This window comes from Actinomycetes bacterium (assembly GCA_036000965.1).
Classification (GTDB): Bacteria; Actinomycetota; CALGFH01; order CALGFH01; family CALGFH01; genus DASYUT01.
The window spans coordinates 30,201-43,324 of record DASYUT010000263.1 but is presented as its reverse complement, the minus strand read 5'-3'; the positions used below and the strand labels follow the sequence as shown (position 1 = coordinate 43,324).

The 13,124-nt window shown below is 73.1% G+C and carries 10 protein-coding genes, 2 pseudogenes and 1 other annotated feature; of the genes and pseudogenes, 4 read left to right on the top strand and 8 right to left on the bottom strand.

The features are described from left to right. Window positions 1-239: 239 nt before the first annotated feature. The gene (locus VG276_22880) at window positions 240-602 is read right to left on the bottom strand and encodes a hypothetical protein (protein HEV8652155.1); all 363 of its coding nucleotides are present in this window, start codon (window positions 600-602) and stop codon (window positions 240-242) included. Between the two features lie 201 nt (window positions 603-803). On the opposite strand from VG276_22880, the pseudogene VG276_22875 reads away from it, so the two are divergent. Together VG276_22875 and VG276_22870 are read left to right on the top strand one after the other, a co-directional pair. Further along, window positions 804-2,022, top strand: a pseudogene (locus tag VG276_22875) (IS3 family transposase). After that, window positions 1,103-1,215: a sequence feature (AL1L pseudoknot), on the top strand. (Overlaps the previous pseudogene by 113 nt.) Continuing rightward, on the top strand, window positions 2,019-2,348 hold the full coding sequence (locus VG276_22870; protein HEV8652154.1) for a hypothetical protein: 330 nt from the start codon (window positions 2,019-2,021) through the stop codon (window positions 2,346-2,348). Before VG276_22875 ends, VG276_22870 begins: the two are co-directional and overlap by 4 nt. 95 nt (window positions 2,349-2,443) lie before the next feature. Here VG276_22870 and VG276_22865 read toward each other — a convergent pair whose 3' ends face one another. From VG276_22865 to VG276_22850, 4 genes and pseudogenes are all read right to left on the bottom strand, one after another. Beyond that, window positions 2,444-2,686, bottom strand: coding sequence for a hypothetical protein (locus tag VG276_22865; protein HEV8652153.1), 243 nt, complete (start codon window positions 2,684-2,686; stop codon window positions 2,444-2,446). Window positions 2,687-2,769: 83 nt separating this feature from the next. Beyond that, window positions 2,770-2,949, bottom strand: a pseudogene (locus tag VG276_22860) (helix-turn-helix domain-containing protein). A gap of 763 nt (window positions 2,950-3,712) precedes the next feature. Further along, window positions 3,713-4,000 (bottom strand): hypothetical protein, encoded by a 288-nt coding sequence (locus VG276_22855; GenBank protein HEV8652152.1) that lies wholly within the window; start codon window positions 3,998-4,000, stop codon window positions 3,713-3,715. Window positions 4,001-4,293: 293 nt separating this feature from the next. Further along, a complete protein-coding gene (locus VG276_22850; GenBank protein ID HEV8652151.1) occupies window positions 4,294-4,707 on the bottom strand; it encodes a hypothetical protein in 414 nt (137 codons plus the stop codon). Here VG276_22850 and VG276_22845 point away from each other — a divergent pair. Beyond that, entirely contained in the window at window positions 4,589-5,182 is a 594-nt protein-coding gene (locus VG276_22845; GenBank protein HEV8652150.1) for a recombinase zinc beta ribbon domain-containing protein, read from the top strand. The two genes, VG276_22850 and VG276_22845, sit on opposite strands and share 119 nt — an antisense overlap. A gap of 413 nt (window positions 5,183-5,595) precedes the next feature. Here the strand turns inward: VG276_22845 and VG276_22840 are convergent, their stop codons facing one another. Then, window positions 5,596-6,087 (bottom strand): YajQ family cyclic di-GMP-binding protein, encoded by a 492-nt coding sequence (locus VG276_22840; GenBank protein ID HEV8652149.1) that lies wholly within the window; start codon window positions 6,085-6,087, stop codon window positions 5,596-5,598. Window positions 6,088-6,305: 218 nt separating this feature from the next. Between VG276_22840 and VG276_22835 the strand changes: the two genes are divergently transcribed. Next, window positions 6,306-7,217 carry a DNA-3-methyladenine glycosylase 2 family protein gene (locus VG276_22835; GenBank protein HEV8652148.1) on the top strand — a complete coding sequence of 304 codons (912 nt, stop codon included), beginning with the start codon at window positions 6,306-6,308 and terminating at the stop codon, window positions 7,215-7,217. 26 nt (window positions 7,218-7,243) lie between these two features. Here VG276_22835 and VG276_22830 read toward each other — a convergent pair whose 3' ends face one another. Both VG276_22830 and VG276_22825 read right to left on the bottom strand, forming a co-directional pair. After that, window positions 7,244-8,137, bottom strand: a complete 894-nt coding sequence (locus tag VG276_22830) for a DNA-formamidopyrimidine glycosylase family protein (protein ID HEV8652147.1) — start codon at window positions 8,135-8,137, stop codon at window positions 7,244-7,246. 4 nt (window positions 8,138-8,141) lie between these two features. Continuing rightward, window positions 8,142-12,956 (bottom strand): DEAD/DEAH box helicase, encoded by a 4,815-nt coding sequence (locus tag VG276_22825; GenBank protein HEV8652146.1) that lies wholly within the window; start codon window positions 12,954-12,956, stop codon window positions 8,142-8,144. Between the last annotated feature and the right edge of the window lie 168 nt (window positions 12,957-13,124).

The following is a 13,124-nucleotide window of genomic DNA, read 5'->3' as shown; positions in this document are numbered from 1 at the left end:
CCCGGGCCTGCGCACAGGGCGGCCAACCGGCAGCCCACCACGTCGACCGGGCCGCGGAGCCCCAGCTCTCCCATGCCCAAGTCCCGCGAAGGCCAGTCGCCGCGACCCAGAATCGCCATAATTCAGTGGCCTCCTAGCGGGAGTTTCCGGCCTTCGTCGGTCGTTTAGGCTGTTTGTGCTGCTCAGGCGGGGTGTTGGGTGGGGGTGGGTGTATTACCCATCCCCGGGTGTTGGCCTGGTCAGCGGGCCGGTGCCCAGCGGTGGAGGTCGAACAGGTCGGCTAGGCGCTGCTGGGTGGGGGTCGTGTCGGTGAGCATGCGGCGGGCGCGGGGGCGGCCTTTGCCGCCGTCATGGTAGAGCAGCACGGTCTCTTGGATGTCGGCGAGCTCGGCCAGCAGCTCGCGGACGGACAGGTGCAGGCCGGCGTGTTCAGCCTGGCGGCGCAGCAGGTGGGCGATGGCGAGGGCGAGGACGCAGTAGAAGATGTGGACGCGGATCTTGGAGTCGGTCCAGTGGTGCATCGGGCTGAACGAGACCACGTGGGGGTCTTTGAGCTGCCGGAACCCGAACTCGACCTCGGACTGGGAGCGGTAGGCGGCCACGATGTCGGCGGCTGGCCAGTCGTCACGGTTGGTGAACAGGATCCGCTTGCCGAACAGCCCGCCTTCCAGGCGGTTGCGGGCGCGGGTGTCGCTTCGCCAGGTCAGGCGCAGCTCGGCCGGGTCCTGCCCGGTCAGGGTGGTGGTGATTGAACCACCCTGACTTCAGTGGAGGCTCCATCGCTTGGAAGGGAAGATGGAGTCATGGCAGACGACCACAGCAGACATCCGTCGCAGAAGCGGTACCCGCCCGAGCTTCGTGAGCGAGCTGTCCGCATGGTGGCCGAGACGATCCAGGAGACCGGTGAGCGCTTCGGGGTGATCACCCGGGTGGCGCGCCAGCTCGGCGTGGGGACCGAGTCCCTGCGGGGCTGGGTGGCGCAGGCCGAGGTCGACGGGGGCCGTCGTCCGGGCGTGCCGAGCGAGGAGCGCCGGCGCATCGCGGAGCTTGAGCGGGAGGTCCGTGAGCTGCGGCGGGCCAATGAGGTCCTCAAGGCGGCCTCGGCGTTCTCCGCGCGGGAGCTCGACCCGCGCCTGCCGAGGTGACCCGGTTCATCGACGGCCACCGGGACCGATGGGGGTCGAGCCGATCTGCCGGGTGCTGCAGGTCGCCCCGTCTAGCGACTACGCGGCCATGGGCCGGCCGCCATCGGCGCGGGCGTTGCGTGACGAGGCGCTGAAGGTCGAGATCGCCCGCGTCTACAAGGAGCACGATGGTGTCTATGGGGCCTGGAAGGTCTGGCGGCAGCTGGGCCGCGAAGGGATCGGGGTGGGCCGCGACCGGGTCGCCCGGCTGATGCGCGCGCTCGGCATCTGTGGGGTCGTGCGCGGCAAGCGGCAGCGCACCACCACACCCGCCGAGGCCGACCAGCGCCCGGCCGACCTGGTCGAGCGGGACTTCAGCGCGCCGGCCCCAACCGCCTGTGGGTCGCGGACCTCACCGACGTGGCGACCTGGGCGGGGTTCTGCTACGTCGCGTTCATCGTCGACGCCTTCAGCCGCATGATCGTCGGCTGGCGGGTGTCGACCTCGCTGCGGGCCGACCTCGCCCTCGACGCCCTGGAGATGGCTGTGTGGGCCCGCCAGGGCGAAGGGTTGGACGGCTTGGTGCACCACTCCGACCGGGGGGTGGGAGTACCTGTCGATCCGCTACACCGAGCGCCTCGCCGCCGAAGGCGCGGTCGCCTCGGTCGGCTCCCGCGGCGACAGCTGCGACAACGCCCTCGCCGAGACCGTGAACGGCCTGTACAAGACCGAGCTGATCGGCCGCCACGGCCCGTGGCGCACCGCCGAGCGGGTCGAGCTCGCCACCGCCGCGTGGGTCGGCTGGTGGAACCAGCGGCGGCTCCACGGCGCCATCGGAGCGATCCCCCCGGCGGAGTACGAGGCCGCCTGGCGCCAACGCTGTGAGGAGGCCGCATGATCCCGTCGCGTAACGGGACCGTAACGGCAGCCTGTGGGGTGTGCGGCGGGCCGCTGCCACCCGGGCGCGTCCGGCGCTGGTGCTCCGACGCCTGCCGCCAGGCTGCCTGGCGTCGCCGTCACACCCCGAGCCCGACGTCACCCGAGCTGCCTGCCACCCGGTCGCGCCGCACCAGCACCGTCTACGAGTGCCCCGACTGCCAGACCAGGCTCCTCGGCACCCAGCGCTGCCAGGACTGCGGCACCTTCATGCGCCGCCTGGGGCCTGGCGGACACTGCCCTTGCTGTGACGAGCCCGTCACCATCAACGAACTCCTCCAGCCCTGATGCTCCGAGCCCCTCGAGCCCCGCCACAACCGTGCGGCACAATGACCCAGCCGACCGTCAGCACAGCCGACCAGAACCAACCCCACCGGCCTCCATCAAACCCAGGGCGATTCACCCGGGGTCAGCACCCGCTGGCGGGTGCCCCGCACCACCCAGGTGGCCCGCACCCACGGCAGCAGGTTGCGGTGGGTCTCGTCTTCTGCCAGCACCACCGCGCCCGCGGGCAGGCCGGCGATGTGGGCTCGGACCTGGGCGCAGCGCCGCTCGGCATCGGGGTCGCCCCTGGCGACCAGCCGGGACCGCCGCCAGCAGGCCACCTCCCGGGTGCGCCGGTGCACGGTGCGAGGCTGATCGCGGGTCGACCCAGCCGCTGCCAGAGCCTCCCGATCGTCCAGGCGCGGGGCTGGGCCAGCAGGCGGCGGATCCGCTGGGTGCGCCGCCGACCGCCACGGCGGGGCCGGCCGGGACGTGGCCGGTCGGCCAGGCTTGCGGTCCCGTCGCGGTTGTAGCGGTGGACCCAGCGGCGCACGGTGCGCGGGTCGTAGCCGAGCAGCGATGCGGTCTGGGCTGGCTGCCGGCCTTGCGCAGACAGCAGGATCATGACCAGCCGGCAGGCGACGCGGTGGGGGCCGTGGAGCAGGTCAAGCAGTTCGGTGTGGGCGGTGGGGTGGGGTGGGGTGGCGTACACGATGGGGGGACGCAGACTGACCGTGCCTCGTGGGTCGCTGTGGTTGCAAGCTCCAACGGCCTACGAGGCTACTTCGTCGGCCCAGGTGTTCTCCACCAGGCGTTACGGACAGAACTTCTGGTCACCTGCTTAGACGGCGTTCGACGATGCCTCACCCGACGCGATCGAGCAGCGACGCGCCTGAGCAGCGCGCTTGACCGGATCGGCGGCCCCCTCCATACTTACACCGCTGTAAGTTTGTCGGCGTTCTCGCCCCTCCGGCTCGGCCGTTGCTCTGTGCTTCACGGCAATACAGAGGTACGACCGAGAGGAGGTGAGATGTCCGACGACCACAGCGAGGCGGAGGAGTACGGGTTCTCGTGCCCCAGGTACGACGAAGGCGGGTACGAGGACTACGAACCTCCGTAGCAGGACGGAGGGCAGGCGGGTGGGTGAGTAACCGCCGGGAAGCCGCCTGTCTCCTCCGAAAAGCAGAGGAGGGCCGGGTTCCTGCGGCCGGCCAGCCTCTGGCAGCACGGAGGATGGGTGTGGGGGGCCATAGGCAGATGCCCATCTCCTCCGATAGAGGGCCGGCGGGGCGTGTCAAGCGCTGTCGCGCCAAGTGCGCGCACTTCCCCACCGCCGGAGCCTCATCCCATATACCACACCGCCCGCGCAGAGGCGGACGGCGGGTCGACTAGGACTTCGGGTCGGGCAGGGTGTCGGGCAGATACTTCGCCCGAACGTACTGCGTCACGTCGTCGATGACCTGGCCGGGCGGATACTGCTCCGTCGGAGCCACCCGGGCCATCATCGCGTCAATCTCGTCCATCGCCTGGTTGGCGGCGGCGAGTCCATGAGCCTTCCTGATCTGGCCCACCAGTTCCTTCTGGCGCTGGCTCGCGTAGTGCACCTCGTCCTTCGGGAACGGACGCAGGATGCGCAGCTTGCGCAGCAACGCCTTGACGGCCAGGAACAGGGTCATGCAGACCTCCTGAGATCGTTCAGCCACCCGTCGATCGTCGCGATCGCGGAGAATACGTCACGCCGGACGGGCAGGTCCAGGGCCTCGCCTCGGCGACGCACTGTGCGAGCAGCTCAGACACGCGCTGCACGTCGGCTATCAGCGCGGCTCTGCGGACGGCGGTAGGGGTACGCTCGTCGGGCATGTGAGGCTCCTTCCTCGTGTGCCTGGGCCGGGGGTGCGACCACACCTGCCGGCCCTCAAACATGCCGCAGCACCCCTCGTCCTGAGAGGCGCGCGGCGGAGCGTGTGGATCACTCGGTCTCGGGCTTCGGCTGGCGGGCGGCCTTGGAGGCGGCACGGGTGGCCTTGCGGTGCGCGTCGGCGGCGGCCTGTGCCTTGGGAAGCCCCCCGTTCTCCTGCGCGACCTCGACGACGTCCTTCGGCTGGTGGATCTCGGGCTCTTCGGCCTCGTCGCCGGAGTCCTCGGTCTCGTCGTCGGGCTCGAGAGCCTCGTCGATCTCCTCGTCAGCGGCCTTGGCCTTCGCGGCGCGCTCGTTCTCGCGCTTGGCCTTCGCCTCGGCCTGCGCCTTGGTCCAGGAGTCGAACTTGGCCTTAAGGGACTTGACCTGCCCCTTCTGGATCTCGTATCGCCCTCCCTGCCCCACCGGCTCGACCCCCGAGTCGGGCGAGCGCCGCTCGGGTCGGCAGGGACCCGGCAACCTCACCGGGCGAGGCACCTCCCCGGAGACTGCGGCGCGGTTCCTGCTCTCGGGGCAGGTGTGGTGCGACCGCTGCGGAGAGAGGGTCGGGATCAAGTCGCCGAAGCCCGGTCGCCGGAACAAGGACAAGTACCGCTGTCGCGGTCGTCGCATGGGCAAGTGCGATCTGCCGCCCATCGACCGGGAGATGCTGGACTCGGCGGTGCTGGACCATCTGCGCGACCGGCACATGGACGTCGTGGACGTGCGGCGCACGGTGGAGCGCGAGCGAGACCGGCTACTGGCGCTGCGCGACGACGAGGCGGGTGTGGTCGCTGACGAGCTGGCTCAGGTCGAGGCCGATCTTGTCCGAGTCCGCACCCTCGCGCGGAAGGCTCAGCAGGAGTATGAGGTGGGCGAGCTGTCGGCGAAGCTCTACTCACGCCTCGACGCCGAGTACGAGCGCGAGCAGGCTGGTGCCAGGCCGCCCAGAAGCGTCTGAGAGACAGGCTGAAGGCCGTTCAGGGGGCGATGCCGGTCGAGCAGCTCGACGGTCTCCTGGACGCCGTCTCGCGAGTGCAGCGGTTGGTGCGGGGCACGCTCGACGCCGAGACCACACCCATGCTCCAAGACCGGCTGCGCCTGCTGTTCGAGGAGTTCCGGCTGAACGTCCGAGGAGCGCGGATCATCGTCACGCCCGTGCTCAGGCCCGAGCACCGGCCCGAGGGCAGGTGGCGGCTCCTGGACCTCGCCGAGCCCGATGCCGAGGGGGTCGAGGTGGTCGACTACCTGGGCGCGGAGCTGACGAAGATCGAGCTGCTTCCTAAGGGCTCGCCACCCAATAACCTGGCCAGATCGAGTCCGCTTACCTCGGTGTGTCGTCGCTGGAACGACCAGGTTATTGGCCCGCAGGCCCTAACCTCGTCGATTCGTGAACTGCAGGGGCAGGCCTTCGTCCCGCTCCTTGAGCAGGGCGATCACCTTCTGCAGGTCGTCCTTGCTCTTGCTGGTGACACGGAGCTGGTCGCCCTGTACCTGCGCCTGCGCCTTCAGCCCGGACTGGCGGATCGTCTTGGCCAGCGCCTTGGCCTTGTCCTCCGGGATCCCCTGGATGAACGTGCACTCGATGCGGTAGTTGCTCTTGCCCGCGGGTCGCGGCTCGGACGCCCGCAGCGCCTTCAGCGACACCGAGCGCTTGACCAGCCGCTCCTTGAAGACGTCGAGCGCGGCCAGGGCCCGCTGGTCGGTGCTGGAGACGATGATCACGTCGTCGCCGGAGCGGTCGATCGAGGTGCCGGTGTTCTTGAAGTCGAAACGCTGGCCGATCTCACGCTTGGCCTGGTTGAGGGCGTTGTCGATCTCCTGCCGGTCGACCTGGGAGACGACGTCGAATGACGCATCAGCCATCGCAGGTTCCTCTCGCGGTGGTGCCCGTGGTGGCTGCGCACCCTAGCAAGAGCCCGGGACCGTCCGCCAGCACGCCAGCGGGCCGGCGTCCCTGTCAGACCGGCCGGCGTCCCTGTCAGACCGGGTCCGTACCGATCGGCCTGCCTATCGGACGGGCCTGCCTACCAGACGGGCGTTCCTGCCAGACCGGCGTCCCTGCCGGACGGTACGATCCGCCCGTGCACGCCACCGACACGCCCCTCGAGACCACGCTACGGCCCTCGCTGCCCGTCCACCTCGGCCTGACGCTGGGACCGCTGCGGCGCGGCAGCGACCCTTCGGTGCTCGTGGAGCGGTCGGGCGCCTGGTGGCGGGCGACGCGGACCCCGGAGGGCCCCGCCACCGCGCGCTACGCCGCGGGTGCCGACAGGGTCTGGGTGCAGGCGTGGGGTCCGGGCGCGGCCTGGTGCCTCGACACGGCCGCCGAACTGCTGGGCAGCCGCGACCACCTGGACGGCTTCGAGCCGCGCGGGCTGGTCCGGGAGCTGCACCGCAGCCTACCCGGCCTGCGCATCAGCCGGTCCCGGACGGTGTTCGAGGCGCTCGTCCCGTCGATCCTCGAGCAGAAGGTGAGCGGCAGGGAGGCACGCGCCTCCTATCGGGCGGTGGTCCGGGCCTGGGGCACGCCGGCACCCGGGCCGGTGCCGCTGCTGGTGCCGCCAGGACCCGACGTGCTCGCGGGCAAGGCGTACTGGGAGTTCCACCCGCTCGGAGTCGAGATGAAGCGGGCCAACACGATCCGGGCCGCGGCCACCAGGGCGGCGCGGCTCGAGGAGGCCGTGGGCATGGCCGCGGCAGACGCCTACCGACGGCTCCAGGCCGTCCCCGGCGTCGGGCCGTGGACCGCGGCCGAGGTGGCCATCGTCGCCCTGGGCGACGCCGACGCGGTGTCGGTGGGCGACTACCACCTGCCCCACCTGGTCAGCTGGAAGCTGGCCGGGGAGCCGCGGGGCACCGACGAGCGGATGCTGGAGCTGCTCGCCCCCTACGCCGGCCACCGGGGCCGCGTCCTCCGCCTCCTGCAGCACTCCGGGGAATGGGCGCCCCGCTTCGGGCCCCGCATGCCGGTGCGCTCGTTCCGCCGGCTCTGACCCGCGGCGGCCGTCCGCCGCGGCCGTCATCGGGGGGCGTCGGGCGCCGCCCGGGTGTGAGCCACGGTGGTACGGGACCCCTGAGCCTGAGCAGGCCCAGGGCCGGGCTGGCAGGTCGGGCACCACCAGGTCGGGCGCTCGGCGTCGTAGCTCTGCTGCTCGGCCTTGCGGATTGGCGTGCCGCAGCGGCGGCAGGGCTTGCCCGTGCGGGAGGTCACCCAGTGCGTCCGGCCCGCGCGGGTGTCGCCGGTGGTGATCTGCCTCCCGGTGGTCCGGTTGGCGTCCATCATCCGCCCCAGCAGGGCGAGCATGCCCTCGAGGTCGCGCACCTCGCCGACCGGGGTCCACGGGTCGACACCCCAGAGGAAGCAGAGCTCGCACTTCCAGATGTTGCCCGGGCCGGCGATGGCCCGCTGGTCGAGCAGGGCGGTGCCGATCGCCCGGTCCGGGTCGGCGCGCAGCCGGCCGGCCGCCTCGTCCAGGTCCCAGTCCGGACCGAGCACGTCGGGGCCGAGGTGGCCGACGACCTCGTGCTCCTGGTCGGTCGGCAGCAGCTCGCAGATGGCGAGCCGGAGGCCGACCGCGACCCAGCGTTCGGTGCGCAGCACGGCACGGACCTGGAAGTCGTGGCCGCGCCAGCGCTCCCCCGGCCGGTACAGGTGCCAGGCGCCCTCCATCTTGAAGTGGGTGTGCAGGGTGACGCCCGCATCGGTGCGGAACAACAGGTGCTTGCCTCGCGGCACCACCTCCCGGACCACCTGGCCGGCGAGGTCGGCGGTGATGGAAGATGGACCAGGAGCCAACTTGCGGAGCCTCGCAACTGGTCGGGGGACCCGAAGTTCAGCCGCGAGCAGCCGCTGGCCGGCCAGGGCCTGGTGAAGGCGGGTCGCGGCCAGGAAGACGGTGTCGCCCTCGGGCACGGCGTCAGGCCCCGTTCCCCTGCGAGGCCGCCCGTCTGGCGCCCGGCAGGCCCCCGGGCAGCCGCAGGCCGCGGGTTGACGGGCGGAAACCGGCCGCGGTGAGGGCCTGGGCGAGCGGGCTGTCCAGCACCGCCTCCCCGTCGGCGCGCTCGACCGAGAGCCTGCCGAGGGCGCCGTCGCGCGCGGCCAGGGCGAGCGCGTCGGCCGCGCGCCCGAGCCGGTCGGCGTCGTCGGTGAAGGTGAGCAACGTGCGGCCGCCCTTCTCGACGTAGAGGACGAGCTCGCCGTCGACGAGAGCGACCACCGCGCCGGCCTTGCGCCCGGGCCGGTGCCCGGGCCGCCCGTCGGTCCGGGGTCCGGGGCGCCCGTCCGGCCGGCCCCCGGCCTCCCCGCCGGGACCGGGACCGGCCGGCAGCGGCCGGTCGGGCCAGGCGAGGGCGGCGCCGTACGGGTTGGCCGGGTCGGCGGCGGCCAGGATCAGGGTCTGCGGGTCGCTGCCGGGCGTGGCCAGCAGGCGGAGGCGATCGACGGCGCCGACGCTGGCGAACTGGGCGCCGCCGAGGCCGTCCACGAAGTAGCCGCGCCGGCAGCGGCCCGCCTCCTCCATCGCCTTGAGGACCGCGTAGGCCCCGGCGAAGCCGCCCGGGACCCGCTCGGACACCACCGCGCCCCGGGTCACCAGGCCGTGGCGCTCGAGGAGCTGCTCGGCGACCGCATGCATGCGCCGGGTCGGGTCGGCGGCCCGCTCGGGCACCAGGCTCCAGCGGCCGGCGCCTGCAGGTGGGCCGAGCCGGCTCGGGAAGGCCGGCCCGCGCCGGCCCCGGCGGGCGGGCGGCCGGGCCACCGGGCGGGAGCCGCCGGTGACCAGCGCCCGCAACGGCGCCAGGGTGTCGTTGGTCGCCAGCCCGGCCCAGACCAGCTCCCAGATCGCGAGCAGCAGCTCGGAGTCGTTGGTCGGGCCGACCACGTCCGAGAGCTGGCGGAAGAACAGGGCGCCCCGCTCGGCCAGGGCCTCGCGGACCCGGGCGGCGAGCGGCGACGGCTCGACCGGCAGCGGCTCGGGCAGCAGCAGGGGCGCCTGCTCGGCGGTGAACAGGCTGACCCAGCCGTCGTCGGAGCCGAGCGCCCCGGCGCCCACCCAGACCACCTCACCCGAGGCGCAGAGCTGGTCGAGCAGCCCCGGGCTGTAGTCGGGCAGGCGGACGGCGAGCACCTGGCGCTCGAGCGCAGAGGCGGGCACCGCGGCGCCCTGGAGCTGCTCGACCGCCCGGTAGACGGCGTCCAGGTTGGCGAAGCGAGGGCCGGTGGGGCCGATTCCCTGCCAGGCGGTCACGAAGCGGGCGAGCGCCTCCTGGGGGACCGCCTCGACCTCCTTGCGGAGCGCGGCGAGCGAGCGTCGGCGCAGCCGGCGCAGGACCTCGGCGTCGAGCCACTCCCGGCCCGACCGTCCGGGCCGGAACTCGCCCTCGACCACCCGGCCGGCCGCGGCCAGCCGTGCCAGGGTCTGCTCCACCACGGCCACGCCGAGGCCGAGGCGGCCCGCGGGCTCGGCGGCCGTGAACGGCCCGTGGGTCCGCGCCCACCTCGCGACCAGGTCGCCGACGGGGTCGGCGACCGGCGCAAGGAAGTCCCGGGGCACCCCGGGCGGCGGCGCGGTGCCGAGCCCGTCCCGGAACCTGGCTACGTCCTCGATGGCCACCCAGCGTTCGGCGCCGCCGATGCGCAGGAGCAGCGCCCGCCGCGTGCCCTGCAGCTCGGCCAGCCAGGTGGGCGCGGCACCGGGGTCGGCGGCGCGCGCCGCTGCCTCCTCCACCGACAGGTCGCCGAGCAGCCGCAGCGCGTCGTGGAGCCCGTCCGGGCCGCGGACCTTGCGCTCGGGCGTGAGCAGCTGCAACTCGAGCTCCAGCTCCGCCAGGGCGGCCTGGTCGATCAGGTCGCGCAGCTCCTCCCGGCCGAGCAGCTCGGCCAGGATCGAGCGGTCCAGGGAGAGGGCCTGGGCGCGGCGCTCGGCCAGCGGCGCGTCGCCCTCGTACATGAACGCGGCCACGTAGCCGAACTGCAGGGAGCTGGCGAACGGCGACGGGAAGGGCGTGTCGACCTCGACGACGCGGACCTCGCGGCGGCCGACGGCCGCCATCAGCTCGGCCAGCCCAGGGAGGTCGAACACGTCCTGGAGGCACTCGCGCATGGTCTCGAGCACGACCGGGAACGACCCGTACCTCGAGGCGACCTGGAGCAGCCCGGCGCTCTTCTGGCGCTGCTGCCAGAGCGGGGTGCGCTGGCCCGGCCGGCGCCTGGGCAGCAGCAGCGCGCGGGCGGCGCACTCGCGGAAGCGGCTGGCGAACAGCGCCGAGCCGCCCACCTCGCCCACGACGAGGTCCTCGATCTCGTCCGGCTCGAACAGGATCGAGTCCGACGGGGGTGCCTCGTCGGCCTCGGGCAGGCGCACGACGATGCCGTCGTCGCTGTACATCGTCTGGACCTCCAGGCCGAGGCGCTCGCGCACGCGAGCCTCGATGGCCTGGGCCCACGGGGCGTGGACCTGTGCCCCGAACGGCGTGTGCACGCAGACCCGCCAGTCGCCCAGCTCGTCGCGGAAACGCTCGACCACGATCGTGCGGTCGTCGGGCAGCACGCCGGTCGCCTCGACCTGCTCGTCCAGGTAGCGGACGAGGTTGCTGACCGCGTTGTCGTCCAGCCCCGCCTCGGCCAGGCGCGCGAGCCTGGCCTCGGCGGGCAGCGCGGTCAGCTCGCGCAGGAACCCGCCCAGGGCCCGGCCCAGCTCGACCGGCCGGCCCAGCGCGTCGCCGTGCCAGAACGGCAGCTTGCCTGGCTGGCCCGGGGCCGGGCTGACCAGCACCCGGTCGTGGGTGATGTCCTCGATCCGCCAGCTCGACGCGCCCAAGGTGAAGACCTCGCCCACCCGGGACTCGTAGACCATCTCCTCGTCCAGCTCGCCCACCCGGGTCTGGCGCTCCCCCACCAGGTAGACGCCGAACAGGCCCCGGTCGGGGATGGTGCCGCCCGAGGTGACCGCGAGCCGCTGGGCGCCGGCCCGCGGGGTGAGGGTGCCCTCGACCCGGTCCCAGTTGAGCCGCGGCCGCAGCTCGGCGAACTCGTCGGACGGGTAGCGTCCGGCCAGCATGTCGAGCACGCTCTCCATCGCGCTGCGGGGCAGGTCGGCGAAGGGTGCCGCCCGGCGCACCACCGCCTCGAGACCGTCCACCGTCCAGTCGTCCATCGCGACCATCGCAACGACCTGCTGGGCGAGCACGTCGAGGGGGTTGCGCGGGTAGCGCATGGCCTCGATCGCTCCCGCCCGCATGCGCTCGACCACCACCGCGCACTCGACCAGGTCGCCGCGGAACTTCGGAAAGACGATGCCGCGGCTGACCGCGCCGACCTGGTGCCCCGCCCGGCCGATGCGCTGTAGCCCGGCCGCGACGGAGCTGGGCGCCTCGACCTGGATCACCAGGTCGACCGAGCCCATGTCGATGCCGAGCTCGAGTGAGCTGGTGGCGACCACGGCAGGCAGCCGTCCCGCCTTGAGGTCCTCCTCGATCTCGGTGCGCTGCTCGCGGCTGACCGAACCGTGGTGAGCCCGGGCGATCTCCGCCCCGGCCAGCTCGTTGCAGCGGGCGCAGAGGCGCTCGGCGAGCCGGCGGGAGTTGGCGAACACGATCGTCGAGCGGTGGGCACGGATCAGCTCGACGAGGCGCTCGTCGATGTGCGGCCAGATGCTCGACCGGTCGGGCGGCCCGGCGGCGGAGCCGCTGGCCGGCTCGCCGGACCACGGCGCACCAGACCCGGGCGCCAGCCCAGGCCCGCCGGACCACGGCCCAGCGGGCCCCGCCCCCGGCCCACCAGCGCCCGGCTCCGGCCCGCCCGACCACGACCCGTGCCCGCCCCCATCTGCCACCGGCCCCGGCCAGCCGGACCCGGCAGGGAGGGTCATGGGACCGGGGCCGGAGTCCTCTCCGATGGCGGCCATGTCCTCGACCGGGACGACCACCGAGAGGTCGAATGCCTTCTCGCTCGGCGGGGCGACGACCGTCACCGGGCGGGAGCCGCCGAGGTAGCGGGCCACCTCGTCGGTCGGGCGCACGGTGGCCGACAGCCCGATGCGCCGGGCTGGCTGCGGGAGTAGCTCGTCCAGCCGCTCGAGGCTCACGGCCAGGTGGGCACCGCGCTTGGTGGCGACCACCGAGTGCACCTCGTCGACGATTACGGTGTCGACGAAGCGCAGCGCGTCCCGGGCCCTCGAGGTGAGCAGCAGGAACAGCGACTCCGGGGTGGTGATCAGGATGTCGGGCGGCGCGGACGGGAACCGCCTGCGGGCGTCGGCCGGGGTGTCGCCGGTGCGCATGCCCACGGTGATGTCGGGCAGCGGCAGGTCGAGCCGGGCCGCGGCCGCCCGCAGCCCGGCCAGCGGGGCGCGCAGGTTCCGCTCGATGTCGGCGGCGAGCGCCTTCAGCGGCGACACGTAGAGAACGCGCAGCCGCTCGACGGCCTGCCGCGCCGGGCCGGCGGCCCGACGCGCCGGGTGGGCGGCCCCAGGCGCCGGGGGTAGCGAGGTCCCACGCGTTGCAGGTGAGCCGGCCAGGCCGTCGATCGCCGACAGGAACGCGGCCAGGGTCTTGCCGGATCCGGTCGGGGCGACGACGAGCACGTCCTGCTCGGCTGCGATCGCCTCCCAGGCCAGGGCCTGGGCCGCGGTCGGCGCGGCGAACGCGCTCGCGAACCAGGCCCGGGTAAGCGGCGAGAAGTGCCGCAGCGGACCCTGGGCCGGGTCGTCATGGCGTGCTGCCTGCTGGTCCATCGCGCCGCTGGCCTTCCTGAAGTGCTGGTGTCCGTCTCTTTCATGCTAGACCCCGGCCTCGACAAAGCACCTCGGCTCGTCCACAGGCCCTGCAAGACCGTTTGTCCACGTCAGATGCGGCAATGTTCTCACTGCCAGGAGCGACCGCGAGAATGGCAAACTGGGCGT

Excerpts from the sequence above, each read along its gene's own strand:
- VG276_22870 (HEV8652154.1), top strand. The coding sequence starts at position 2,019 with ATGATCCCGTCGCGTAACGGGACCGTAACGGCAGCCTGTGGGGTGTGC.
- VG276_22840 (HEV8652149.1), bottom strand. The coding sequence starts at position 6,087 with ATGGCTGATGCGTCATTCGACGTCGTCTCCCAGGTCGACCGGCAGGAG.
- VG276_22825 (HEV8652146.1), bottom strand. The coding sequence starts at position 12,956 with ATGGACCAGCAGGCAGCACGCCATGACGACCCGGCCCAGGGTCCGCTG.
- VG276_22855 (HEV8652152.1), bottom strand. The coding sequence starts at position 4,000 with ATGACCCTGTTCCTGGCCGTCAAGGCGTTGCTGCGCAAGCTGCGCATC.